We start from the raw sequence: 24,160 nt of genomic DNA, 5'->3' as shown, positions 1-24,160 counted from the left end.
CACGGCGGCCCGGATGATTGCGGCGGTCGGCACGGAGGCGTATAAGCGGGGAGTGCGCGAGCCGATGAAGCTCCGAGATGCGCTCGATCATGCTCGCGTCACGGCCGGCGCACAGCGCGTGGTCGACGTCGAGGTGCGGCGAGATTGACTCTCGGCGCAGCGGAGAACCACCGCTCGAACGTCCAGAACACCCGGACGGATTCTCGGGCCCTCCGGGTGTTCTGGACTCTGGGCCGGCCCCGGGCGGGGCGGCGACCTCAGCCGGCGGGACCGCTCAGGACGTCGACGGCGGCGGCGAAACCGACCACGTCCTCGATGATCGTGCCCCGTATGGCCACGGCAGGCAGGTCGTCGGGGGCGGGGCGAAAAGGTCGCCCTGGAACACGGTGAAGCTTGCGCTGCGCCCGGGGGCGATCGCCCCCTCGTCCACCCCGGCAGTCTGCGCCGCAGAGAGCGTGTACGCCGTGAGGGCCTCTGCCCGTGTCAGCCGCTGCGACGGCCCCACCGCGCCCATGTCGACCGCGCCCACCCGCCGTCGCATCTCAGCGATCGCGATGATCTCCCGCGGGTCGAAGGGCCCGATGGGCCAGTCGGAACCGATGGCCACGATGGTTCCGGCGTCGAGGAGATCTTCGAGTGCGACAGTGCGGGCGAGTCGAATGTAACACCGGCGATCGCGGTCGTCTCCGGCACTGCCGACGACCCGGCGCCGCGTTAGCGTTGACCCACGCCATCGACGCCGCGAGAGGACCGGATGACGCTGCACGACGAGACCACGCCCCCCGAAGCCGCTGCGCTCGCGCACCCTGCGTCCGGTGGGCCCGACGCCGGCTCGCGCCACGACCGCGCCGTCGGCAACCTCGCCTCGCGCGTCTACCCCGACGGCGACGACGCCCGAACCGACCCGTGGTCGATCGATCTGGAGCGCATCCAGTTCTCGCCGTACTTCTCGCGCCTGTCCGCCGTGACGCAGGTCGTGTCGCCCTCGATCGGCGGGGCCCCCGTGCACAACCGCCTCACCCACACGCTCAAGGTCAGCGCGATCGCCCGCGTCGTCGCCCTACAGCTGAACACCCGCTCCCGGCGGGCCGGTGAGGGCGACGTCTGCAACGCCACCGTCGTCGAGGCGGCCGCCTACGCGCACGACCTCGGCCACCCGCCCTTCGGCCACCTCGGCGAGTCCACCCTCGACCGTCTCGCGCGAGAAGAACTCGGCCTCCCCGACGGCTTCGAGGGCAACGCCCAGACCTATCGCATCCTCACCGCCCTCGACGTGGTCGAGAACGCCCCGCGCGGGCTCAATCTCACCGCGGCCGTCCGCGCGGCCTCGGCGAAGTACCCGTGGGCACCGTCGGTCGACCCCGCCGACGTCGAACGGATCGGCCCGCCCCGCGGCATCCGTCGCTCCCCCGACGGCGCGTACCGCGTACACAAGTACTCGGCCTACGACCTCGACCTCGCCGATCTCGTCGAAGCCCGGCAGGGAGTGGATGCCGAGCCCCTCCGCCAGAGCGTCGAAGGCGCGGTGATGGACCTCGCCGACGACATCGCCTACTCGGTGCACGACGTGGACGATTTCTACCGCGCGGGGATCCTCGACCACGCCCCCATCGCCGCCGAGTTCCGCGGGTGGCTGGACGACGTCCTCGTGTGGCGCGATCGCGATGACGCCGAGGTCCGTGCCGAGCTCATGCCCGGCGCCGGCCTCGAGCGCCTGCGCCGCAAGATGCGCCGCGACGACCCCTGGATCGCCGACGACGAGGCCTTCCTCGCCGCCGTCAGCGACGTGGATGCCGAGATGGTGACCGACCTGCTGGCGCGCCCGTTCGACGGGTCGCTGACGGCGGAGCGTCGCCTCGCCGCCTTCACCGATCGCTGGATCCGCCGGTTCCAGGAGTCGGCGGACCTCCGTCCCCTCGACACCCCGCGCGCGGGGCCCGTCGTGCTGTCGCCCTGGGCGTGGCACCACGTCGAGGTGTTGAAGTTCGTGCACAAGAGGTTCGTGCTCAGCCGCCCCGACCTCGCCATCCAGCAGCGCGGCATGAGCCGCATCCTGGCCCGGTCGGTGCGCGCGCTCGGCGAGTGGCTCGACGACGACCTCGACCGCGCCCGCACCCCTCGGCGGCTGCGCGAGCTCATCGCCCTGGCCCGCGAGCAGTACGCGTCCCTTCCCGTCGAGCGTCGCCCCTCGGACGCCGAGGCCGAGAAGCTCGCGCGATCCCGCGGAATCGTGGACTACGTGGCATCCCTCACCGATTCGCAGGCGTTCGCCCTGTCGGAGGCGATCTCGGGTCGCGCCGACCGTCTGTGGGCGCTGGGGCAGCGGCTGTAGGCCGGTTCGGGGCGCGTTCGTCCGTTCGGGGCGGGAAATTTAGGCCCCGAACGGAAAGATGCGCCCCAAACCGCTAAACGGCACCTTCGCGTGGCGTCCGGAGGGTTGAGCGCCGCCGGGTCCCTTGTCACCATGAGGAGATGTGGTCGACACACCCCGATCCCGGTAACCCGTGGCCTCACGACATGGTGATCTCCATCGAAGACCGCCCGCACGCGGCCGACGAGATGCTCTGGGTGCGAGAGGCGTACGGCCTCGACGTCGAGGGAGATGTCCCGCCGCTGCTGACGGACACTCCCGCACCGGCGGCCCGTGAGCTGACCGAGGCGGAACGCTCCCGATGGGCGGCCGTCTGGCCCTCGCTATGGCGGCGCATCATCGAGCACGCGGGGCGGCCGACCGATCATGCCGCGATGGAGCGGCTCATGGACCGGGACCTCCCCACCGAGCAGCGGGAGACTCTGCTCTCGCAAGTCGTGGGCCCGTCGTGGCGCAGCGAGTTCGGCGAGGACGTGTTCGAGGACCCCTCGTACCGCGAGTGGCAGGAACGCTCGTTCGAAGCTGCCCGATCGGCCGCTCCGAGACCGCTCGACGAGCATCCGGAGCGCCGCGATCTCGAGGCTCTGGTCCCCGCCTGGCGACGTGGACTCGAGCGCATCGTCGTCCTCGCCTGCCGCGGTCCGTACGTGCGGACGCTGGGGCCGAACGCCCTGTTGGTCACGGCCGAGATCCGCGAAGAATCGAGGACGTACCGGACGGCATTGGCATCTTTCGTTGCGGAGTGAGGGCCCTACGGTTCCGGATGCCGTGGCATCAGGAACCATAGGGCGCGACCCCGTGTCACCGCCGACGGATGGGTCGCCCCGTCGCTCCTCCTCAGGGGATGAGCCGCGCCGCGCGGTACCGCTCGAAGAGCTTCGTGAACGAGTCGCGCGTGCGGTGGTGCTCGGTGAACCCCGAGAGGCGGCTCTTCGACATATCGGTCATCACCTCGATGTCGCGCCCGAGATCGGCATCGGTGTGCCACCACGAGGCGACGCGCGTGATGTCGGGTTCGACGAGTCCGTGCTGCTCGACGATCTCGGCCCACACCGGCGCCGCATCGGCCATCTGCTGTTCGAACGGGCGCGGGGCCGTGTCGAAGCCCTCCGCCTCGACGCCGAGGTCTGCCGCGATGCGCGGCCACATCCAGCGCCACCGGAAGACGTCGCCGTTCGCGGTGTTGAACGCCTCGTCAGCGCCCTCGGGGTGCGTCGCCGCCCAGACCATCTGGCTCGCGAGCAGGTCGGCGTCGGTCACATCCGTGAGGCCGTTCCACTGGGTCTCGCTGCCGGGGAAGACGAGCGGCCGGCCCGTGTGCCGGCTGATCGCGGCGGCGACGGCGATCGTGAGCCCCATGTTCATCGCGTTGCCGACGGCATGGCCGAGAACCGTGTGCGAACGGTGGACCGACCACGTGAAGCCCTGACGGCGGGCGGCGGCGAACAGCTCGTCCTCCTGCGCGTAGTAGAAGTTGTCGACGTCGAGTCGCGGCTCGTCCTCGTGGAACGGGGTGTCGGGCATCTCGCCCTGGCCGTACGCCTCGAACGGCCCGAGGTAGTGCTTGAGCCCGGTCATCAGGGCGACATGACGCACCGGAGCGTCGGAGAGCGCCGCGAGCAGGTCACGGACCATACCGCCGTTGACGGCGATGTTCTCGGCCTCCGTGTCCTGCCGCGACCATGCGGTGAAGAAGACGTGGGTGACGGGCAGGTCGCCCAGCGCTGCGTGCAACGACTCGGGCGAGCGCAGGTCGGCCGACCGCCATCCGACACCCGGACGCTCCGCACCGGGCCGACGGGAAAGGCCGGTCACCGCCCATCCCTCGTCGGAGAGTCGGTCGATCAGCGCGCCGCCGGCGATACCGGTGGCGCCGACCACGAGGGCATGTGCGGAGTCAGTCAAAACGGGGTTCCCATCGGTCGAGGTGAACGAACGGAAACCGTGCAAGGTCGAACGGTATTCCTCGGCCGGGTTCCGGCCCGGCGCCGACCACAGGTTCCTCCGTGCCCCGGATGCCACGGCGTCCATGCCCCGAAAAACGCTGGCTGGACACCCCGCCAGCCGCACAACCTGGGACACCCCCCACCGAAATGGGGACACGCCGCTGAGCACCGGATGCCGCGGCATCCATGTCCCAAAAATCGCTGGCAGGACAGCCCGCCAGCCGCACAATCTGGGACACCCCCCCACCGAAATGGGGACATGCCCCTCAGCACCGGATGCCGCGGCATCCATGTCCCGACAAATGCAGACTGAGCCGGCCACACCAAAAAGTGCCCCGGATCCGGGGCGGCCCACCGCCACCACGGATCCGGGGCACGGTCCGCTCGCCGAGGCGGTAAGGGGCACCTCGGCGAGCGGGGCGCGTCCCGAGCGAACGGGAGGCGCACGCGCCGCGTCACCCCGGGGCAGTGCGGCACCCGGGGTGACGGGTCTTACAGGCCCTGGGCCAGGCGGTAGTACGCCTGGTTCCAGCGCAGCTCGCTCTGGAAACCGCGGACCGTGGTGTCGTCGTCGATCACGACGAGCTCGGTCTTGGCGATCTCGGCGAAGTCGCGGAACACCTCGATGCCCACGGCCGTCGTCATGACGGTGTGGTGGGCGGCGCCGGCGGCGAGCCAGCAGCCGGCCGAGGTCGCGAAGTCGGGGGCGGGCTTCCACACCGCGCGGCCCACAGGGAGCTTCGGCAGGTCGGGCGCGTCGACGTTCTCGACGACGTTCGCCACCAGACGGAAGCGGTCGCGCATGTCGCTCATCGCGACGACCAGCGCGGGGCCCGCGTCGGCGGTGAAGACCAGGCGCACCGGGTCGTCCTTGCCGCCGATGCCCAGCTCGTGGATCTCGAGGCGGGGCTTCTTCGTGGTCAGCGAGGGCGAGACCTCGAGCATGTGCGCTCCGAGGATGCGCTCGGAGCCGGGGACGAGGTCGTAGGTGTAGTCCTCCATGAGCGAGGCCCCACCGGGGAGGCCCGCACCCATGACGTTCGCGACGCGCACGAGGATCGCCGTCTTCCAGTCGCCTTCGGCGCCGAAGCCGTAGCCCTCGGCCATGAGGCGCTGCACCGCGAGACCGGGCAACTGCTTCAGCGCGCCGAGGTCTTCGAACGAGGTGGTGAAGGCACCGAAGCCGCCCTCCTCGAGGAACGAACGCAGGCCCAACTCGATCGCCGCACCGTCGCGCAGCGACTGGTGACGCGCGCCGCCGGGGAGCAGTTCGTCGACGACGTCGTAGCTGTCGACGTACTCCTGCACGAGGGCGTCGATGTCGGCATCCGATGCCTTCTCCACAGCCTCGACGAGCTCGTTGACGCCCCACGTGTTGACCTGCACGCCGAAGCGCAGCTCGGCCTCGGTCTTGTCGCCCTCGGTGACGGCGACGTAGCGCATGTTGTCGCCGAAGCGCGCGAGCTTGAGGGTGCGGGCGGCGGTCCAGCCGGCGGCGGCGCGCTCCCAGTCCTCGATCTGCTGGCGTACGGCCGGGTTCGACACGTGGCCGACGACCGTCTTGCGCGAGACGCCGAGGCGCGTCTGGATGTACCCGAACTCGCGGTCGCCGTGGGCGGCCTGGTTGAGGTTCATGAAGTCGAAGTCGATGTCGTTCCACGGCAGCTCCACGTTGGCCTGCGTGTGCAGGTGCAGCAGCGGCTTCTGCAGGGCGTCGAGGCCGGCGATCCACATCTTCGCGGGGCTGAAGGTGTGCATCCAGGCGATGACGCCGATGACGTCGTCGCGGCCGTTGATCTCGAGCGCCATGCGGCGGATGCTGTCGGAGTCCTTCAGCACGGGCTTCCAGACGACCTTCACCGGCAGGCCGGCGAGGCCCTCGACGACCGCCTGCGACTGCTCGGCGACCTGCTTGAGCGTCTCTTCGCCGTAAAGGTTCTGGCTGCCGGTGACGAACCAGACCTCGTAGCCGTCGAGGTCGTTCTTGAGCTTCGTGCGCGTCATGTTTGTTCCTGTCGTTTTCAGAGGGATGCCACGGCGGCGGCCTCGACGGCGAGGCCTGCGCGGTAACGGTCGAGGTAGGACGAGAAGCCGGCCACGTCGGCGGGCTCGGGATCGGCGGTGACGATCGGGGCGGTGGCGAACACCGTTTCGCGCAGCCACTGGTCGAGGTCGCGGCCGGAGTCATCGGCGACGTAGGCGGCCAGTACGGCCATGCCCCACGCCCCACCCTCGGACGCCGTCTCGGCGACCGCGACGGGTGCGTCGAGGGCGGCGGCGAGGAAGCGCTGGGCGACGCCCGCCGTGCGGAACATGCCGCCGTGCGCGTACATCTTGTCGAGCTGCACACCCTCGCCGTGGAGCACGTCCATGCCGAGTGCGAGGGTTCCGAACACGCCGTACAGCTGCGCGCGCATGAAGTTCGGCAGCGTCAGACGGCTGTCGGGGGTGCGCACGACCAGCGGTCGGCCCTCGTCGAGACCCGCGATGGGCTCGCCCGCGAGGTGGTTGTAGGCGAGCAGCCCGCCGGCGTCGGCCTCGCCGTTCAGCGCCGCCTCGAAGAGCGCCGCGTAGGTGGCATCCGGGGTCACCGGGGTGCCGGCGGCGGCGGCGAACGCGGTGAACATGTTCGCCCACGCGGCCAGCTCGCTCGCGCCGTTGTTGCAGTGCACCATCGCGACCGCATCTCCCACGGGCGTCGTGACCAGGTCGAGCTCGTGGTGCACCTCGGTGAGCGGGCGTTCGAGCACGACCATCGCGAAGATGCTCGTGCCGGCGCTGACGTTTCCGGTGCGGGGAGCCACGGCGCAGGTCGCGACCATGCCGGTGCCCGCGTCGCCCTCGGGAGGAGCGAACGGGATGCCGGGGCGCAGGGTTCCGCTCGGGTCGAGCAGCGTCGCACCGGCATCGGTCAGCGCGCCGGCGGCGGTGCCCGCCACGAGCACGCGCGGCAGCAGGTCGTTCAGCGCGGGCACCCGGCCCGCGGCGCGCGCGTCGTAGCGCGCGACGAGCTCGGCGTCGTAGTCGCGGGTGGAGGAATCGATGGGGAACATGCCCGAGGCATCGCCCACGCCGAGCACCTTCTCACCGGTGAGCTTCCAGTGCACGTACCCGGCGAGGGTGGTGAGGAAGCGGATCTCGGGCACGTGCGGCTCGGCGTCGACGACGGCCTGGTGCAGGTGCGCGATCGACCAGCGGAGCGGGATGTTCACGCCCAGCAGCTCGGTGAGCTCGGTCGCCGCGACACCGGTGTTGGTGTTACGCCACGTGCGGAAGGGCGCGAGCAGCTCGCCGTCGGCGTCGAACGCGAGGTAGCCGTGCATCATGGCCGACACACCCATCGCGGCGTAGCGCTCGGGGGTGACGCCGTACTGCTTCCGCACGTCGGCGACGAGCTCGGCGTAGGCGGCCTGGAGGCCCGACCACACGGCATCCAGCGAATACGTCCAGAGCTTGTCGGCGTAGACGTTCTCCCACTCGTGGGAGCCGGTGGCGAGCACCTCGGCGTCGGGGCCGATCAGGCACGCCTTGATGCGGGTGGAGCCGAGCTCGATGCCGAGGCTGGCGCGGCCCTCTTCGAGCAGTGCGGTGGTGTGGGCGGTCATCGGCGGTCGTCCGTGCTCTGTCCGTAGACGTTCTGGTAGCGGTTGTAGAGGGCGTCGATCTTGTCCTGCGGGATCGGGATGAGCGGGCCCGCCTCACGCGCGATGTGCACGGTGCGGGCGACGTCTTCGAGCATGACGGCGGCCTTGACGGCGTCCTTCGCGTTCGTGCCGATCGTGAAGGGACCGTGGTTCTGCATGATCACGCCGCGCGAGCGGTGTCCGCGCAGGGTCTCGACGATGCCACGGCCGATCGAGTCGTCGCCGATGATCGCGAACGGGCCGACCGGGATGGGTCCGCCGAACTCGTCGGCCATCGCGGTGATGACGCAGGGGATCTCCTCGCCGCGGGCGGCCCAGGCGACGCCGTAGGTGGAGTGCGTGTGCACGACCCCGCCGACCTCGGGCATGTTCCGGTACACGTAGGCGTGCGCCGCCGTGTCGCTCGAGGGGCTGCGCTCGGAGCCGGGCGTGCCGGGGATCGCGTTGCCGTCGAGGTCGCAGAGGATCATGTTCTCGGCAGCCAGGTCGTCGTACGAGACGCCGGAGGGCTTGATGACGAACAGGTCGGCGCCGGGCACGCGACCCGAGACGTTGCCGCCGGTCCAGACGATGAGGTTGTAGCGCACGAGCTCGGCGTGCAGTTTCGCGACGTCGGCGCGGACGGCGTCGATCGCCTCCTGCACCTCGGGCGCGAACGTGGCGGCATCGGACACGCGTGTCTCCTTCGACGGGTTCGGGTGGGGCCGGTTCGATGTTACCGGTAACATCGCGTCTTCGCGAGGGGCGGATGCCGGTGGCCGGGCTGACCCGCGCCGAGATCACGCGCAATCGCCGAGATGACCCACGATGGGGGCGAAAGGCCGGTCATCTCGACGACAGACGGTCACCTCGACGGGGAGACCCTCAGCGCGGCGGGGCCGTCGAGTCGCGCACGACCAGCACCGGTGCGGCCGGAGACGCCGAGGCGTCGCCGAGCACGGCGGCGACCGCGTGCGCGGCCTCGCCCTCGACGTCGAGGCGGACGGTCGTGAGCGCGGGGGTGTAGAACGCGGCATCCGGATTGTCGTCGAATCCCGCGATCGACACATCGGCTGGCACCGCGAGCCCTCGGGCGGTGAGCCCCGCGATGAGCCCGAGGGCCATCTGGTCGTTCGCGACGGCGACGGCCGTGGCCCCGTCTCGCACGAGGTCGGCGACAGCCCCGGCGAGGGCGAAGCCGGACGCCGCGCTCCAATCCCCCTCCGCGCGACCGACGAGGGCGAGGTCGAGGCGCGCCACGGCGTCCGCCACCCCCGCCGTTCGGGCGAGGGCTTCGCGCCAGTCGGAGGGGCCGGCGACCTCGACCACCCGGCGGTGCCCGAGCTCGGCGAGATGGGTCACGGCGAGGGCGGCCGCGTCGCGCTGGCGGGCCCCGGACTCGCCGTACAGCGGCACGATGGGCACGTCGTATCCCTCGAGCGGAGTGGCCCCGTGCGCCGCGACCAGCACGATCCCGTCGACGCCCTGATCGAGCAGGTGCCGCACCGCGGCGTCGATGTCGGCGGGGTCGTCGGAGTCGGTGTACGCCGTCGAGATCCACCGCCCGCGGGTCCGGGCCGCCCGCTCCAGAGCGGCGATGCCGGCCGAGGGCCCGTGGAGCACCGCATCGGATGCCACGACCCCCACCGTGCGCGTCAAGCTCGTGCCCAGCGCTCGCGCGGCGTTGTTGACGCGGTAGTCGAGGTCGGCGACCGCGGCGAGCACGCGCTCGCGCGTGCTGTCGCGGATGCCCGCGTAGCCGTTGAGCACGCGCGAGACGGTCTGCGTCGAGACCCCCGCGGCGGCGGCCACCTCGCGCACGCCGATGCGCTTGCCCCCGACCTCGCCGCTCATGGTCCCTCACAGTAGCGGCGCGCAACCCCCTCGGCCGACCGCGCCCGGGTGGGGTGCGATGGCGCGATGACCCCGGGCACCGGCATCCCCCGTCTCTCGTCGACTCCCGTGGCGCGAGCGTTCGGCGCGGTTCTGAGCGGAGCGTTCGCGGTCGGACGGCGACTGCGCCACCCCCGCCCGATCCATCCGCGCGGGGCGGTGTTGAGCGGGCACGTGCGATGGATTCCGGATGCCGAGCCCTCGGGCATCGCGTGGATCGATCGCACCCCCGATGGGCCGGTGCCGGTGGTCGCTCGTGTGTCCCGGTCGATCGGCCTGCCCGCGCCGCTGCCCGACATCGTGGGGCTCGCGCTTCGCGTCGAGGCGGACGGGGAGCCCGCCGACATCGAACTCGCCTCGACCGGGTGGACGGTTCCGGCGCGGTTCGCTCTGCGCGCGCATCGCCGCGTCGAGCGCGCGCGCTTCGGCACGCTCTTCCCCTACCGCGGAACGCGCGGGCCCGTCCTGGTGGGCGCGCGGACACGGAGGGGACGTCCGGCGGCGACCGACCCGCGAGAGCTCAGAGCCGCGGACGAACGCACGTGGTCGCTCACCCTGGGGCATGCCACGGCGCTCGGGGCGTGGCATCCTTTCGCCGTCGTCGACCTGCGTCTCGACGATGATCAGGACGACACCGGGTTGCGGTTCGATGCGGTCCGGCATCCGTTGCCCGGCTCTCACGCCTACGCCTGGGTGCGGGCCGCGCGGCAGCCGTCCTACGCTCGCGTGCAGCCGGCGCACCCGGAGGTGAGGATGCCACGCTGAGCGGCGAGATCGCTCGATCCCCCTGCGTCGGCACAGACCTCGACCTCGGAGCCACGCGGCGGTCGGAGCCCCCTCAGCCGGCCGCGGCCGGGACGTATCTCGGCACCCCGTCGACCTCCCCCTCGCGCAGCCAGGTCAGCCCCTCGGCCTCGATGAGATCGTCGACCGCGTCGATCTCGATGTCGCGCGAGAAGGTGGGCGCGTGCAGGTGGATGCGAGTCATGCGCGCACGCTAAGCCGCAGCAGGTTCGAGCGCCAGACCGTTGACCGCGCGGGAGCGCTCCCGCAGACGAGAGTCCGCCGACGCCCCCCTTACAAGACGTCGACGGACCCGGTCCTACTCTGGCCCGCTCGCGGGCGAGAAATCTACTGTTCCGAGGCGCGGAGTGCGGCGATCACGTCGTAGCGCTCGCGGATCTCGGGTCGGTGGTCGGGTTCGACCGTGCGGGTCATCGCGACCGTCCAGTCGACGGGCCCGCCCGCGAGCACCCCCGCCGCCTGGCGGGCCGCACCGAGCGCGACGTACTCCCCCGCGGCGGGGACGACGATCTCGGCGTCGAACACCTGCGCGGCGATGCGGGCCACTCCCTCGTTCGCCGCTGCGCCGCCGATGAGCAGCACGCGGTGCACCTCGACACCCTGCGCCTGGATCGCCTCGAGCCCGACGGCGAGACCGCTCAGCATGCCCTCGATGGCCGCGCGCGCGAAATTCGGGCGGTTCGTGGATGCCAGGGTCAGGCCGGTCAGCGAGGCCTGCGCGTGCGGCAGGTTGGGCGTGCGCTCACCTTCGAACCACGGCACGAGCACCACGCCGCCGGCACCGGGCTCGGCCTCGAGGGCCAGGGCACCGAGCTCGTCGTGGGACACGCCGAGGAGTCCCGCGAAGGCGTCGAGCACCCGGGCGGCGTTGAGGGTGGCCACGAGCGGCAGGAAGCGCCCCGTGGCGTCGGCGAAGCCGGCCACCGCGCCCGTCGCGTCGCGGGCCGGGGCGTCGGTGACGGCGAACACGGTGCCCGAGGTGCCGAGCGAGACGACCACGTCGCCCACGCCCGCGCCGAGACCGAGTGCTGCGCCGGCATTGTCTCCCGCGCCGGGGCCGACGAGCGCGCCCCCTGGCAGCGTTCCGGCGCTCTCCCACGGGCCGAGCACGCGCGGCAGCACGGCGTCGCGTCCCAGGGCACGGCGGAACAGGTCGAGGTCGTAGCCATCGGCGCCCCAGTAGGCGGTGCCCGAGGCGTCGGACCGGTCGGTGACGAGCTCCTCGAGAACAACGTTGCCCGGGCCGAACCCGCGCAGACGCCAGGTCAGCCAGTCGTGCGGCAGGGCCACGGCGGCGACGCGCGCGGCGTTGTCGGGCTCGGCGTCTCGCAACCAGCGGAGCTTGGTGCCCGTGAACGAGGCGACCGGCACGGCTCCCGTGCGCTCGGCGAACGCCTCGGCGCCCACCTCGTCGATGAGGTCGCGCGCGGCCTGCGCCGACCGGGTGTCGTTCCACAGCAGAGCGTCGCGGATGACGGCACCCTCGGCGTCGAGCACGACCATGCCGTGCTGCTGACCCGCGATCGACACCGCAGCGACATCGTCGAGACCGCCGGCCTGGGCAATGGCATCCTGCAGCGCCTTCCACCAGGCCTCGGGGGCGACCGACGTACCGGCGGGGTGCGACGCTCGCCCCCCTCGCACGACCTTCCCGGTCTCGGCGTCGACGACGACGACCTTGCACGACTGCGTCGACGAGTCGACTCCCATGACGAGCGCCATGCTCACTCCTCTTGTCCTCGCCGCAACAGTGCGGCATCCCGTTCAGTGTCCACGACACGCCGTCTCGCACGAGCGCGATGCGGCACGTCCTGGACACTCGACGGAAAGAGGGCCCGGATGCCGTGGCATCCGGACCCCATCCGACTCAGCGCGCGCCGAGCAGGTGCTCGGTGGCGAGCTGCTGCAGGCGGACGAAGCCGAAGCCCTTGCCGCCGAGGTACGCGTCGGTGTCGAAGTCCTCGTAGGCCGAGCGGTCGGCGAGGAAGTCGTCGTAGGTCTCGCCCTCGTTCAGCGTCGGCTGGGCGAGCTCGGCGACCTTGGCGGCCTCGAGAGCTGCCTGCACCTCGGGGTCGGCGCGGAAGGCCGCGGCGCGCTCCTTGAGCAGCAGGTAGGTGTTCATGTTGGCCGACACGGAGTCCCAGACACCGGTCTCGTCCTCGGTGCGCGAGGGCTTGTAGTCGAAGTGACGGGGGCCGCCGTACGCGGGCACGCCGCCGGGGCCGCCGTTCTCGAGCAGGTCCACGAGGGCGAACGCGTTGTGCAGGTCGCCGTGGCCGAACACGAGGTCCTGGTCGTACTTGATGCCGCGCTGACCGTTGAGGTCGATGTGGAAGAGCTTGCCGTGGTACAGCGCCTGGGCGATGCCGGCGGCGAAGTTCAGTCCCGCCATCTGCTCGTGGCCGACCTCGGGGTTCAGGCCCACGAGTTCGGGGCGCTCGAGCGAGTCGATGAACGCGATCGCGTGTCCGAGGGTCGGCAGCAGGATGTCACCGCGGGGCTCGTTGGGCTTGGGCTCGATGGCGAAACGGATGTCGTAGCCCTTGTCGGTGACGTAGTCGCCGAGCAGGTTGACGGCCTCGCGGTAGCGCTCGAGCGCCTGGCGGATGTCCTTCGCGGAATCGTACTCGGCGCCCTCGCGGCCGCCCCACATGACGAAGGTCTTCGCGCCGAGCTCGGCGGCGAGGTCGAGGTTGCGCAGCACCTTGCGCAGCGCGAAACGACGCACCTGGCGGTCGTTCGAGGTGAATCCGCCGTCCTTGAAGACGGGGGCCGAGAAGAGGTTGGTGGTCACCATCGGCGTGACGATGCCGGTGTCGCTCATCGCGCCCTTGAGGCGGTCGATCTGCTTCTGACGCTCGGCGTCGGTGGAGCCGAACGCGAAGAGGTCGTCGTCGTGGAAGGTCAGGCCGTAGGCGCCGAGCTCGGCGAGCTTCTCGACGACGTGCACGACGTCGAGGGGCTCACGCGTGGGGCCGCCGAAGGGGTCGGTGCCGTTGTAGCCGACGGTCCAGAGACCGAACGAGAACTTGTCGTCGCGGGTGGGGGTGGGCATTCCTGCTCCTTCGCATGGACGCACGAGCGCGCGGTGGCGCGCAGCGGGTTTGTTGGTGCTCACAACATATATCCCGGATGCCGCGACGTCCAGCGTTCGCGTCAGATTCCCCGGGCGGCGTCGACCACCTCGAAGACCCGTGGGTCCCACGTCAGAGCGCGCTCCCACGGCAGGCCGAACGCGTCGGCGAAGAAGATGCTGTGGACGTGGTCGGGGAACGAGTGCCGATCGATGCGGGGAACGACCGCCGCCGGCACGTCGTCGGCGCGACCGCTGCGCAGCGACACGAGCCCGTCGTGCGGCCAGAGCTGTACCGGCTCGGTGGAGGCTGCGAAGAATCCCGCCCCGATCGCCGTGACCACGACGTCGTCGAGCACGCCCGCCTGCGCGTCGTTCCAGGTGCGGAGGAACCGCCGCGACACCTGCTCGGCCGCTCCCTGGGAGTTCGCCGCGGCGTAGGCCCGCGCCTGGTCGAGGATCGTCGTGGTGGCCGGGTCGCCGTGCGCGTCGGCATCCGTGATGTCGCCCGCGACGGCGTCGCCGAGCACCGCGCCGTCCCACGGTGTTCCGAGGGTGACGAGGCGATCCACCCGCGGGCCCGCTCCGGCCAGCTCGCGGATCGCCGCGCGAGAGAACAGGCCGCCCATGGAGTGCGCGACGAGATCGACATTCGAAACGGCGTACTCGGCGGCGAGCCACCGCAGGAAGGCGGCGAGCGCGACGCCGGCGTCGTCGACCGCGCCGACGGCGTTGATCGTCAGCTCGGCAGGCAGCACGACCGGGACCTCGCCGAAGCCCTGCCACCCGGCATCCGCCTCGACCGTCCCCGCGCCGATGCGGGCGGGAGCGGTGAAGACCTGCCGCCCGGCCGCACGGTAGTGCTCGCGGAGGGCGGTGAGGGTGTTGCCCGCCGCGAGCCCCGACCCGGCACCCCGGTCGGTGTCGGTGAACGGGGTGACGGCGGCGCCGCCGGAGACGAGAACGACGGCGTCGGCCACGGCAACTCCTCAGGGTCGGATGCGCTCAGATTAGGGCACGCCTCCGATACGCGGGGGACGCCCGCGCGCATGGCTCAGGAGGGATCAGGCCGGGAGCGCGTCCTCGATCGCGGCGACGACCTCGGGGGCGTCGGGCAGCGTCCGGGGGCTGAAGCGGGTCACCCGGCCGTCGGGGGCGACGACGAACTTCTCGAAGTTCCACGAGATGCGGCCGGTCTTGCCCTCGGCATCCGGAGTCGTCGTGAGCTCCTTGTACAGGGGGTGCGCGCTGCGCCCGTTGATCTTGACCTTCTCGGACATCGGGAAGGTCACGCCCCACGTCGCGGAGCAGTACTCGGCGATCTTGTCCTCGTCGCTGAGCTCCTGCAGGAACTGGTTGCTGGGGAAGCCGATCACCGTGAAGCCGCGGTCGGCGTACTTCTTGTGCAGCGCCTCGAGTGCCTCGTACTGCGGCGCGAGCCCGCACCGCGACGCGACGTTCACCACGAGGGCCGCCTTGCCGTCGGTCAGCTCGCCGAAGGTCGTCTGCTCGCCGCGGATGGTCGTGATGGGGATGCCGGAAAGGTCCATGTTCCGATCCTGGCACCGCGTTGTTGTGGTCGGGGTGGGAATCGGCCCCGCCCGTGGCACAGTGGTCGGATGGTCACCGCGGGAAGCCGGGGCGACGGCATGCGCCGCGCCAATCTGGCCCTCGTGCTGCGCACCGTGCACCGTGAAGGACCGCGCTCGCGCGCCGCGCTGACCGAGGCGACGGGCCTGAACCGCTCGACCATCGCCGACCTCGTGGGAGAACTGCAGCGCGCGGGACTCGTGGTCGAGCGGGCGTCGGACGCACAGGGGCGCGTCGGCCGCCCCTCCCCCATCGTCGAGCCCGACCCGCGGGTCGTCGCCGTCGCCGTGAACCCCGAGGTCGACGCCCTCGACATCGCAGCGGTCGCCCTCGACGGGTCGATCGTCGCGCGCGAGCGCCTCGAGCAGTCGGCGCTGCTCACCCCCGAGCGCACCGCAGAGCTCGTCGGCATCCGTCTCGATGTCTGGCGCCGCGGGCCGCTCGCCGACTCCCGCCTCACCGGCGTGGGCGTCGCCGTCCCCGGTCCGGTGCGCGCGTCCGACGGTCTCGTGCGCGAGGCTCCGCACCTCGGTTGGACCGACGCCGCCCTCGCCGGTCTGATGACGGATGCCACGGGGCTCACGACCCATGTCGCCAACGACGCGGCGCTGGGAGCCGTGGCCGAGCACCTGTTCGGTGCCGCGCGCGGCGTGCACGACGTCGTCTACCTCAACGGCGGCGCGAGCGGTATCGGCGGGGCGGTCATCGTCGGCGGGATACCGCTGGGCGGGGCAGGCGGCTACGCCGGGGAGTTCGGGCAGAACAGACCCGGCATCGCCGACCCCGACGATCGGCGCGCACCCGAGGGCGTGCTCGAAGACGAGGTCAGCCGATCGCTTCTGCTGCGCGCGCTCGACATCGACGCCGCCGACGACGCGGCCCTCGCGGCGGCGCTCACCCGCAGCACCGACCCGACGGTGCGGGCGGAGACCGATCGGCAACGCCGCATTCTCGCCACGGCCCTCGCCAACGCCGCGAACGTGATGAATCCCGCGGTGATCGTGCTCGGCGGGTTCCTCGCGATCCTCGGCGAGCTCGACCTGGCCGGTCTCGACGCCGCGGTGCGCGCGCAGACGATCCCCGCGTGCGCGGAGGGGCTGCGCCTGGCCGCCGCCGAGCTCGGCGAGAACCGCCTGCTCGTCGGCGCGGCCGAGGCCGTGTTCGAGGCCGCGCTCTTCCCCGCGCGCTGAGCGCGAAACTCTCCTCGAAACCTCGCGCCCGACCCCGATGTCGGCGGTCCGGGGCAGGATGGGTGAGCGACGACGCGAGGAGAACCATGATCGAGACACGTTCCGCCGGAGCCACCTGGTCGGGCAACCACCGGTACCGCGCCACCGAGGTGCTGCTGCCCACCGGGCCCGACGAACTGGCCGAGGTCGTGGCATCCGCGGATCATCTGCGCGTGCAGGCGACCCGCCACACCTTCAACGACGTCGCCGACAGCGAGGGCGCACTCGTCTCGCTCGAGAAGATGCCTACGCGCATCGACATCGCAGGCAGCAGGGTGCGCGTCGAAGGGCTCGTGACCTTCGCCCAGCTGGCGCCCGTGCTCGAGGCCGAGGGCCGAGCGCTGCACAACCTCGGTTCGCTCCCCCACATCTCGGTGGCGGGTGCGACGGCGACCGGCACGCACGGCTCGGGCGTGCGCAACGGCAATCTCTCGAGTGCCGTGACGGGCGTCGAGCTGATGGATGCCGACGGCCGCACGCACCGCATCGACGAGGACCACCCGTGGTTCGGCGCGGCGGCCCTCAGCATCGGCGCCCTGGGTGTGGTCACCGCGGTCGAGCTGCGCACCGAACCGACCTACGCCGTCACGCAGCAGGCGTACACCGGAGTCGCGTGGGACGACATCGTGGCGGATCCGATCGCGGTACTCGGTGGCTCGCGCAGCGTCAGCATCTTCACGACCTGGGGAGACCCCGCGCACGACCTGGTCTGGGCCAAGAGCGACACGGGCTCGCCGTCGTGGGTCGAAGAACTCGGCGGGATCGCCGTCGGCGACGACATCCATCTCGGCCGCATCCGCACCGTCGACAACACGACGCCGCGGGGCACCTCAGGGCCGTGGCACACGCGCCTTCCGCACTTCCGCGCCGACGCGCTGCCCAGCGACGGCGACGAGATCCAGTCGGAGTACTTCGTGCCCCTGGCCTCGGCGGCCGAGGCCCTTGCGGCCGTGCGCGAGATCGCCCCGGCCTTCGCGGAGCACCTGCTGGTGACCGAGTTGCGCACGGTCGCCGCCGATCGGCTGTGGCTGAGCCCCGCGTACGTGCGCGACGTGCTCGCCATCCACTTCACCTGGCGCAACGACACCGAGGGAGTGCTCTCAGCGCTGCCGCACATCGAGGCCGCTCTCGCGCCGTTCGATGCGCGACCGCACTGGGGCAAGGCGTTCACCGTGCCCGGTGAGCGGATCCTGGCGACCCTGCCGCGTGCCCACGACTTCGATGCGGTCGCGCGCGAGGCGGACCCGCGCGGTGTCTTCCGCAACGCGTTCCTGCACCGCGTTTTCGGGGGCTGATCAGCCCGATCCAGGTCCCTGAGCCTGTCGAAGGACCGGTACCAACGCACGCGTCACCACGAGACGGCGCCGCCCACCGCGACGCCGCCTCACGGCATCCGGGATCAGCGGCTGGAGTAGCCGCCGTCGATGGGGAGCGAGACGCCCGAGATCATGCCGGCGCCGTCGCCGAGGAGGAACACGATCGGCGCCGCGATGTCGTCTTCGGTGGCCCACTTGTGCAGCGGCATGGCCTCGAGGAAGGGACCCTCGATGTCGGGACGACCCCAGTACCAGGCCGACATCGGGGTCATGACGACCGTGGGGTTCACGCTGTTGACGCGGATGCCGTAGCCACCGAGCTCGAGGGCCGAGACCCGCGTGATGTTGTCGAGGGCAGCCTTCGACGATCCGTACGAGATGTGACCGGTGAGGGCGACGAGGCTCGCCTGGCTGGAGACGTTCACGATCGCGCCGCCCTTGCCGACGCGGATCATCTCGCGCGAGGCGTACTTGGTGACCAGCAGCGAGCCGCGCGCGTTGATGCGCATGACCTTGTCGAAGACGTCGATGTCGGTGTCCATCGGGGTCGCGATCTCGCCACCCCAGCCGCCGCAGTTGACGACGCCGTAGATGTCGCGGCCCTCGATGGCCGCGCGGATCTCGTCTTCGGATTCGAGGTCGAACACCACGGGCTCGGCGCCGGTCTCGGCGCTGATCGCGGCGACGCTGTCGGCGTCGCGACCCGCGGCGAGGACCGTCGCGCCGGCGGCCACGAGGTGGCGCACGGTCGCGCCTCCGATGCCGCCACCGGCTCCGGTGACGAGGATGGTGCGGTCGGTGAGTTCGGTCATGGGTGGGCTCTTTCGCGGGTCCGGGAGTCGAGGACGACGGCAGTGTCGTCACGGCCCATGATAACCACAGAATCACGCGGATGACTTCGGTGTCATGACGAATTGATCACGGGTGTTGACACCGGTGTCACGGTGGGCTTACCGTAACCGGAGTTCGACCGGTGGACACCCCCCGCCGGACCCGCTTCATCGACGCAGCACTCCGCCGTGGTGCGTCGCCCGGAAGGACCACACCGCTGTGACCCACACCTCGGAGAACGACGCGACGACCGCCACCGCGACCGTGCACCTCGACGACCTCGTCGCCCGTGCCCGGCAGCTCGCGGCGTCGGGCGAGCGGCGCATCCTGGGCGTGGCCGGCACCCCCGGCGCGGGCAAGTCGACCGTCAGCGACGCCCTGCTCGCCGCCCTCGGCGACGACGCGGTGCTCGTCGGCATGGACGGCTTCCACCTCGCCAATGAAGAGCTCGTGCGCCTCGGCCGGCGCGACCGCAAGGGCGCCCCCGACACCTTCGACGTCGAGGGCTACATCGCCCTGCTCGATCGCATCCGCGCCGGGCACGAGGTCTACGCCCCGCGCTTCGACCGCGGCCTCGAGGAGTCGATCGGCTCGGCGGTGCTCGTGCCCGCCCGTGTTCCACTCGTCATCACCGAGGGCAACTACCTGCTGCACGACGAGTTCGGGTGGGATGCCGTCGCCTCGCGCCTCGACGAGGTGTGGTTCCTCGACATCGACTCCCCCGCGCGCCGCGAGCGTCTCGTCGCGCGGCGCCTCTCCCACGACCACCCCTACGACGAAGCCGTCGCCTGGGTCCGCGAGGTCGACGAGCGCAATGCCCTCGTCGTCGAGCGCGGGCGCGACCGCGCCGACCTCGTCGTCACCGTCTCCGATGCCCCCGTCGGTCTCCACGAAGGAGCTTCCTCATGAGCACCACCACGGCTACGCCCGTGCTGCAGGCGCGCGGCCTGTCGCGCCAGTTCGGATCCGTCCGCGCCCTCAACAACGTGGACTTCGAGGTCTACCCGGGTGAGGTCACCGCCCTGATCGGCGACAACGGCGCCGGCAAGTCGACGCTCGTCAAAGCCCTGTCGGGCAACCTCGCGGTCGACGAGGGCGAGATCCTCTTCGACGGAAAGCCCATCGACATGTCGAACCCGCAGATCGCCTCCGGCCTCGGCATCGAGACCGTCTACCAGGACCTCGCTCTCGCCCCCCACCTCGACCCGGTGCAGAACATGTACCTGGGCCGCGAGATCCGCCGCCCCGGCCTCGCGGGAGCGCTCGGCTTCATGAAGACCAAGGACATGGCGAAGGCCTCCCGCGACGCATTCGACGAACTCGGCGCCACCGTCCGCTCGCTCACCTCGCCCGTCGGCGAGATGTCGGGCGGTCAGCGTCAGGCCATCGCGATCGCCCGCGCCGTGCACTGGGCCTCGCGAGTCGTGTTCCTGGACGAGCCGACCGCCGCCCTCGGTGTGCGTCAGACCAAGAACGTGCTCGAGACCATCCGGCGCGTGCGTGACAAGGGCATCGCCGTGGTCTTCATCTCGCACTCGATGCCGCACGTCATCGACGTCAGCGACCGCATCCAGGTCCTGCGCCTCGGAACCCGCGTCGCCAACATCACCGCCAAGGACACCTCCATGGAAGAGCTCGTCGGACTCATGACCGGCGCCGTCACGAAGGACGACCAGAAGTGAGCCTCAAGACTCCCCCGACCGAGACCGTCGCGATCGGCACGTTCGACGACAACAAGAAGACCAACCCGGTCGCCGCGGTCCTGCGCACGCAGGCGTTCCAGATCCTCCTGGTTCTGCTGGCGATCATCATCGTCTTCAGCATCATCGCGCCCGACTCGTTCGCCCAGTGGTCGAACTTCCGCCTCATCATCCAGAACGCCTCGATCCTCGCGGTGCTCGCCGTCGGCATGACCTACGTCATCATCACCGCCGGCATCGACCTGTCGGTCGGGTCCGTCCTCGTCTTCTCGGGGGTCGTGTCGGCCCTCGTCATGCGAGCGATGGGCGGCGAGGGGTGGGGCGTCGCCACGGTCGGCATCATCGTCGCGGTCCTGAGCGGCGTGTGCTGGGGGCTGTTCAACGGCTTCCTCATCGCAAAGGCGAAGATTCCGCCGCTCATCGTCACCCTCGGCTCGCTGGGCATGGCCCTCGGTCTCGCGCAGATCCTCACCGGCGGCGTCGACATCCGCGACGTCCCCACCGTGCTCACCGTCTCGATCGGGTACGGCAACGTGTTCGGATCCGTTCCGATCATCAGCGTCATCGCGCTCGTCGTGGTGCTGATCGGCGCTGTCGTCCTGCACTTCACGCGCTTCGGCCTCTACACGTTGGCCGTGGGCTCGAGCGAGATCGCCGCCCGCCGCGTCGGCGTCAAGGTCGACGCGCAGCTGATCAAGATCTACACGATCTCCGGCGCCCTGGCCGGGCTCGGCGGCATCCTGTCTCTCTCCCAGTTCTCCACGACCGCCATCGCCGGCCAGTCCCAGACCAACCTGAACGTCATCGCCGCTGTCGTGATCGGCGGCACCTCGCTCTTCGGCGGGGTCGGCACGATCATGGGCACCGTCGTGGGCCTGTTCATCCCCGCGGTGCTGCAGAACGGCTTCGTCATCACCGGCGTGCAGCCTTTCTGGCAGCAGGTCGCCGTGGGCGCGGTGCTGATCGCGGCGGTCTACGTCGACCAGGTGCGCCGCACCGCCGCGACGCGCGGCACCTCGCAGGGCCTCTGGCGCAAGTTCCTCAGCGGAGGTCGGCGCGGCTGATCCGCGGCGGCATCCCCTCCCTCTCCACCCCTTACCAACCCGATAGCAGTACTCCAGAAAAGAACGGTGATCACAATGAAGTGGAACAAGAAGGCGACCGCCCTGACGGTCTTCGGCATGGCGGCGACGCTGACCCTCGCGGGGTGCTCGGGAGGTGCCTCCTCGGGCGGCGCGTCCGGCGGCGCCGACGGCGGGTACAAGATCGCGTTCGTGCAGGGCGTCGCGGGAGATGAGTTCTACATCTCCATGCAGTGCGGCATCCAGGCCGAGGCCGCCAAGGAAGGCGCCACGGTCACCACCCAGGGCCCCGAGAAGTTCGACCCGACGCTGCAGAAGCCGATCGTCGACGCCGTCGTGGCCTCCAAGCCCGACGCGCTGCTGATCGCACCGACCGACGTCTCGGCCATGCAGGCGCCGATCGCGGCCGCCGAGGCGGCCGGCATCAAGGTGGTGCTGGTCGACACGACGCTGGAAGACCCCTCCGGCGCGGTCTCGCAGATCTCCTCCGACAACAACGGCGGTGGCGCCGCGGCCTTCGAGGCGATCCAGAAGGCCAACCCCAACGGCGGCAAGGTGCTCGTCGTCTCGACCGACCCGGGTGTGTCGACGACCGACGCGCGTGCCCAGGGCTTCGAAGACGCCGTCGCCAAGGACAGCAAGTTCAGCTCCGTGGGCGTGCAGTACTCGCACAACGAGCCCTCCACCGCCGCTGAAATCGTCACCGCGGCCCTGCAGAAGGACCCCGACATCGTCGGCATCTTCGCCGCCAACCTGTTCGCCGCCGAGGGCTCCGCCACCGGCGTCCAGCAGGCGGGCAAGCAGGGCCAGGTCACCATCGTCGGCTTCGACGCCGGTCCCGCCCAGGTGAAGGCCCTCGAGGCCGGCACCGTGCAGGCCCTCGTCGCGCAGGAGCCCGCCACCATCGGCGAAGACGGCGTCAAGCAGGCCATCGCCGCGCTGAAGGGCGAGAGCACCGAAGCGAAGATCCAGACCGGCTTCACCATCCTGACGAAGGACAACATCACCACCGACGGCAAGGACGCGGTCTACAAGTCGTCCTGCTGACACACCCCCTCTCGCGTGAGGGGTCACAAAAGGTCGCCTGGGCCGCTCCGAAGCGACACCGAGTGACCCCTCACGCGAGATGAATCCCGGATGCCGGGACCCGGAGCGACTGCCCGGGTCCCGGCATCCGCCCCTCTGATCCCGCCCCACCCGCCCCTCCTCCACGAACCACGGAGCCCCGCATGACCGACCTCACCGCCGCCGCCCTCCCCTCCCTCGCGGCGAACGTCTCCGTTCCGACGTACGACAGGTCGGCCGTGCGCGCGCGCATCGTGCACTTCGGTGTGGGCGGCTTCCACCGGGCGCACGAGGCCATGTACCTCGACCGCCTGCTCGAAGCCGGCCACACCGAGTGGGGCCTGTGCGGAGTCGGGGTCCTGTCGTTCGACGCGGCCATGCGCGACGCCCTCGCCGCTCAAGACGACCTCTACACGCTCGTCACGACCGCGCCCGACGGGACCTCCACCGCCCGCGTCGTCGGCTCCATCGTCGAGTACCTCTTCGTGCCCGATGACCCCGAGGCCGTGGTCGCGAAGCTCGCCGCCCCCGACACCGCGATCGTCTCGCTCACCATCACCGAGGGCGGGTACGGCATCGACGACGCCACCGGCGCCTACGCCCCGCGCGACGAGGCGACGCTCGCCGACCTCGACGGTGCGACCCCGCCGCACAGCGTCATGGGTCTGCTCACCGAAGCTCTTCGCCGACGCCGGGATGCCGGCATCCCGGCCTTCACCGTCATGTCGTGCGACAACATCCAGGGCAACGGACACGTCGCCCGTGCCGCCCTGCTCGGGTTCGCCGAGCGGCGCGACGCCGAGCTGTCGAGCTGGATCGCCGAGAACGTGTCGTTCCCGAACTCGATGGTCGACCGCATCACGCCCGTGACCACCGACGAGACGCGCGACGCGATCGCCTCGGAGTTCGGCATCCGCGACCGCTGGCCGGTGCGCAGCGAGTCGTTCGAGCAGTGGGTGCTCGAAGACGCCTTCCCGGCCGGGCGCCCGCCGTTCGACGAGGTCGGCGTTCAGCTGGTCGACGATGTCGAGCCCTACGAGCTGATGAAGCTGCGCCTGCTCAACGCCTCGCATCAGGCCATGAGCTACCTCGGCATCCTCTCGGGCGCGCACTACGTGCACGAGGTGTGCACCGACCCGCTGTTCGTCGACTTCCTGCAGGGATACATGCACGAGGAGGCGATCCCGACGCTCCGCGCGGTCCCGGGGATCGACCTCGACGCCTACTGCGACCAGCTCATCGCCCGTTTCGGCAGTGAGGCGATCCGCGACACCCTTGCGCGCCAGGTCGTCGACGGCTCGGACCGCCTGCCGAAGTTCCTGCTGCCGGTCGTGCGTGAGCAGCTCGCCTCGGGCGGCCGCATCGACCACGCCGCGCTCGTGCTCGCGGGGTGGAGCGTCTTCCTCGAGGGGCGCACCGAGTCGGGCGAAGAGACGCCCGCGGTCGACAGCCGTCTCGACGAACTGCGGGCGATCGTCGCCGACGACCCTGCGTCGCTCCTCGACTACGCACCCGTCTTCGGCGACCTCGGGCAGAACCCGCGCCTGCGCGAGGCCTATCTCGCGGCGCGGGCGTCGCTGGCCGAGCGCGGGGCGCGCGGAGCGATCGCCGCCCTCGCCGACTGACGGCCCGGGCGG

At 71.0% G+C, this 24,160-nt stretch carries 22 protein-coding genes; 10 read left to right on the top strand and 12 right to left on the bottom strand.

Annotated features, from left to right (window positions below):
- Positions 1-274: 274 nt before the first annotated feature.
- On the bottom strand, positions 275-766 hold the full coding sequence (locus BLS25_RS17275; protein ID WP_176786347.1) for an amidohydrolase family protein: 492 nt from the start codon (positions 764-766) through the stop codon (positions 275-277).
- Here BLS25_RS17275 and BLS25_RS09375 point away from each other — a divergent pair.
- Positions 755-2,332, top strand: coding sequence for a deoxyguanosinetriphosphate triphosphohydrolase family protein (locus BLS25_RS09375; protein ID WP_081349764.1), 1,578 nt, complete (start codon positions 755-757; stop codon positions 2,330-2,332). The two genes, BLS25_RS17275 and BLS25_RS09375, sit on opposite strands and share 12 nt — an antisense overlap.
- Before the next feature lie 185 nt (positions 2,333-2,517).
- Complete coding sequence (locus BLS25_RS09370) at positions 2,518-3,117, top strand: hypothetical protein (protein ID WP_074695276.1); 600 nt, start codon at positions 2,518-2,520, stop codon at positions 3,115-3,117.
- Positions 3,118-3,208: 91 nt separating this feature from the next.
- On the opposite strand, the gene BLS25_RS09365 is transcribed toward BLS25_RS09370, so the two are convergent.
- The 5 genes from BLS25_RS09365 to BLS25_RS09345 all read right to left on the bottom strand — a co-directional run bounded on the left by BLS25_RS09365 (position 3,209) and on the right by BLS25_RS09345 (position 9,794).
- Positions 3,209-4,276: an SDR family oxidoreductase gene (locus tag BLS25_RS09365; protein ID WP_074695781.1), complete on the bottom strand. Its 1,068-nt coding sequence runs from the start codon at positions 4,274-4,276 to the stop codon at positions 3,209-3,211.
- A gap of 533 nt (positions 4,277-4,809) precedes the next feature.
- Positions 4,810-6,321, bottom strand: a complete 1,512-nt coding sequence (araA, locus tag BLS25_RS09360; RefSeq protein ID WP_074695274.1) for an L-arabinose isomerase — start codon at positions 6,319-6,321, stop codon at positions 4,810-4,812.
- Positions 6,322-6,338: 17 nt separating this feature from the next.
- Positions 6,339-7,922 (bottom strand): xylulokinase, encoded by a 1,584-nt coding sequence (locus BLS25_RS09355; RefSeq protein ID WP_074695272.1) that lies wholly within the window; start codon positions 7,920-7,922, stop codon positions 6,339-6,341.
- Complete coding sequence (locus BLS25_RS09350) at positions 7,919-8,635, bottom strand: L-ribulose-5-phosphate 4-epimerase (protein WP_074695270.1); 717 nt, start codon at positions 8,633-8,635, stop codon at positions 7,919-7,921. Before BLS25_RS09350 ends, BLS25_RS09355 begins: the two co-directional genes overlap by 4 nt.
- Before the next feature lie 190 nt (positions 8,636-8,825).
- Complete coding sequence (locus tag BLS25_RS09345; protein ID WP_074695268.1) at positions 8,826-9,794, bottom strand: LacI family DNA-binding transcriptional regulator; 969 nt, start codon at positions 9,792-9,794, stop codon at positions 8,826-8,828.
- Between the two features lie 66 nt (positions 9,795-9,860).
- Between BLS25_RS09345 and BLS25_RS09340 the strand changes: the two genes are divergently transcribed.
- Complete coding sequence (locus BLS25_RS09340) at positions 9,861-10,598, top strand: hypothetical protein (protein WP_081349762.1); 738 nt, start codon at positions 9,861-9,863, stop codon at positions 10,596-10,598.
- Positions 10,599-10,671: 73 nt separating this feature from the next.
- On the opposite strand, the gene BLS25_RS16915 is transcribed toward BLS25_RS09340, so the two are convergent.
- The 5 genes from BLS25_RS16915 to BLS25_RS09320 form a co-directional block, all read right to left on the bottom strand.
- Positions 10,672-10,821 (bottom strand): hypothetical protein, encoded by a 150-nt coding sequence (locus BLS25_RS16915; protein WP_176786346.1) that lies wholly within the window; start codon positions 10,819-10,821, stop codon positions 10,672-10,674.
- A gap of 143 nt (positions 10,822-10,964) precedes the next feature.
- Entirely contained in the window at positions 10,965-12,359 is a 1,395-nt protein-coding gene (gene xylB, locus BLS25_RS09335; RefSeq protein WP_074695266.1) for a xylulokinase, read from the bottom strand.
- A gap of 145 nt (positions 12,360-12,504) precedes the next feature.
- Complete coding sequence (gene xylA / locus BLS25_RS09330) at positions 12,505-13,692, bottom strand: xylose isomerase (RefSeq protein ID WP_074695264.1); 1,188 nt, start codon at positions 13,690-13,692, stop codon at positions 12,505-12,507.
- 101 nt (positions 13,693-13,793) lie between these two features.
- The gene (locus BLS25_RS09325; RefSeq protein WP_074695262.1) at positions 13,794-14,690 is read right to left on the bottom strand and encodes a lipase family alpha/beta hydrolase; all 897 of its coding nucleotides are present in this window, start codon (positions 14,688-14,690) and stop codon (positions 13,794-13,796) included.
- 84 nt (positions 14,691-14,774) lie between these two features.
- Positions 14,775-15,260 carry a glutathione peroxidase gene (locus tag BLS25_RS09320; protein ID WP_056224130.1) on the bottom strand — a complete coding sequence of 162 codons (486 nt, stop codon included), beginning with the start codon at positions 15,258-15,260 and terminating at the stop codon, positions 14,775-14,777.
- A gap of 69 nt (positions 15,261-15,329) precedes the next feature.
- Between BLS25_RS09320 and BLS25_RS09315 the strand changes: the two genes are divergently transcribed.
- Entirely contained in the window at positions 15,330-16,490 is a 1,161-nt protein-coding gene (locus tag BLS25_RS09315) for an ROK family transcriptional regulator (protein WP_074695260.1), read from the top strand.
- 86 nt (positions 16,491-16,576) lie between these two features.
- Positions 16,577-17,824, top strand: coding sequence for a D-arabinono-1,4-lactone oxidase (locus BLS25_RS09310; RefSeq protein WP_074695258.1), 1,248 nt, complete (start codon positions 16,577-16,579; stop codon positions 17,822-17,824).
- Between the two features lie 104 nt (positions 17,825-17,928).
- Here the strand turns inward: BLS25_RS09310 and BLS25_RS09305 are convergent, their stop codons facing one another.
- Positions 17,929-18,657 carry an SDR family oxidoreductase gene (locus BLS25_RS09305; protein WP_074695256.1) on the bottom strand — a complete coding sequence of 243 codons (729 nt, stop codon included), beginning with the start codon at positions 18,655-18,657 and terminating at the stop codon, positions 17,929-17,931.
- A 238-nt stretch (positions 18,658-18,895) separates the two neighbouring features.
- On the opposite strand from BLS25_RS09305, the gene BLS25_RS09300 reads away from it, so the two are divergent.
- The 5 genes from BLS25_RS09300 to BLS25_RS09280 all read left to right on the top strand — a co-directional run bounded on the left by BLS25_RS09300 (position 18,896) and on the right by BLS25_RS09280 (position 24,148).
- Complete coding sequence (locus BLS25_RS09300) at positions 18,896-19,585, top strand: nucleoside/nucleotide kinase family protein (protein WP_074695255.1); 690 nt, start codon at positions 18,896-18,898, stop codon at positions 19,583-19,585.
- On the top strand, positions 19,582-20,358 hold the full coding sequence (locus BLS25_RS09295) for an ATP-binding cassette domain-containing protein (protein ID WP_074695253.1): 777 nt from the start codon (positions 19,582-19,584) through the stop codon (positions 20,356-20,358). The genes BLS25_RS09300 and BLS25_RS09295 overlap by 4 nt, the downstream gene beginning before the upstream one ends.
- The gene (locus BLS25_RS09290; RefSeq protein WP_074695251.1) at positions 20,355-21,440 is read left to right on the top strand and encodes an ABC transporter permease; all 1,086 of its coding nucleotides are present in this window, start codon (positions 20,355-20,357) and stop codon (positions 21,438-21,440) included. Before BLS25_RS09295 ends, BLS25_RS09290 begins: the two co-directional genes overlap by 4 nt.
- 75 nt (positions 21,441-21,515) lie before the next feature.
- Entirely contained in the window at positions 21,516-22,505 is a 990-nt protein-coding gene (locus BLS25_RS09285; protein WP_074695249.1) for an ABC transporter substrate-binding protein, read from the top strand.
- Between the two features lie 182 nt (positions 22,506-22,687).
- Positions 22,688-24,148 (top strand): mannitol dehydrogenase family protein, encoded by a 1,461-nt coding sequence (locus BLS25_RS09280; protein WP_074695247.1) that lies wholly within the window; start codon positions 22,688-22,690, stop codon positions 24,146-24,148.
- Positions 24,149-24,160 lie beyond the last annotated feature (12 nt).

This window comes from Microbacterium testaceum StLB037 (assembly GCF_900104345.1).
Lineage (GTDB): Bacteria > Actinomycetota > Actinomycetes > Actinomycetales > Microbacteriaceae > Microbacterium > Microbacterium testaceum_A.
This window is presented reverse-complemented; position numbering and strand designations above follow the sequence as displayed.

Coding starts and splice junctions, on each gene's coding strand:
- BLS25_RS09375 (WP_081349764.1), top strand. CDS start 755: ATGACGCTGCACGACGAGACCACGCCCCCCGAAGCCGCTGCGCTCGCG.
- BLS25_RS09370 (WP_074695276.1), top strand. CDS start 2,518: ATGGTGATCTCCATCGAAGACCGCCCGCACGCGGCCGACGAGATGCTC.
- araA (WP_074695274.1), bottom strand. CDS start 6,321: ATGACGCGCACGAAGCTCAAGAACGACCTCGACGGCTACGAGGTCTGG.
- BLS25_RS09355 (WP_074695272.1), bottom strand. CDS start 7,922: ATGACCGCCCACACCACCGCACTGCTCGAAGAGGGCCGCGCCAGCCTC.
- BLS25_RS09345 (WP_074695268.1), bottom strand. CDS start 9,794: ATGAGCGGCGAGGTCGGGGGCAAGCGCATCGGCGTGCGCGAGGTGGCC.
- BLS25_RS09340 (WP_081349762.1), top strand. CDS start 9,861: ATGACCCCGGGCACCGGCATCCCCCGTCTCTCGTCGACTCCCGTGGCG.
- BLS25_RS16915 (WP_176786346.1), bottom strand. CDS start 10,821: ATGACTCGCATCCACCTGCACGCGCCCACCTTCTCGCGCGACATCGAG.
- xylB (WP_074695266.1), bottom strand. CDS start 12,359: ATGGCGCTCGTCATGGGAGTCGACTCGTCGACGCAGTCGTGCAAGGTC.
- xylA (WP_074695264.1), bottom strand. CDS start 13,692: ATGCCCACCCCCACCCGCGACGACAAGTTCTCGTTCGGTCTCTGGACC.
- BLS25_RS09320 (WP_056224130.1), bottom strand. CDS start 15,260: ATGGACCTTTCCGGCATCCCCATCACGACCATCCGCGGCGAGCAGACG.
- BLS25_RS09315 (WP_074695260.1), top strand. CDS start 15,330: ATGGTCACCGCGGGAAGCCGGGGCGACGGCATGCGCCGCGCCAATCTG.
- BLS25_RS09310 (WP_074695258.1), top strand. CDS start 16,577: ATGATCGAGACACGTTCCGCCGGAGCCACCTGGTCGGGCAACCACCGG.
- BLS25_RS09305 (WP_074695256.1), bottom strand. CDS start 18,657: ATGACCGAACTCACCGACCGCACCATCCTCGTCACCGGAGCCGGTGGC.
- BLS25_RS09295 (WP_074695253.1), top strand. CDS start 19,582: ATGAGCACCACCACGGCTACGCCCGTGCTGCAGGCGCGCGGCCTGTCG.
- BLS25_RS09285 (WP_074695249.1), top strand. CDS start 21,516: ATGAAGTGGAACAAGAAGGCGACCGCCCTGACGGTCTTCGGCATGGCG.
- BLS25_RS09280 (WP_074695247.1), top strand. CDS start 22,688: ATGACCGACCTCACCGCCGCCGCCCTCCCCTCCCTCGCGGCGAACGTC.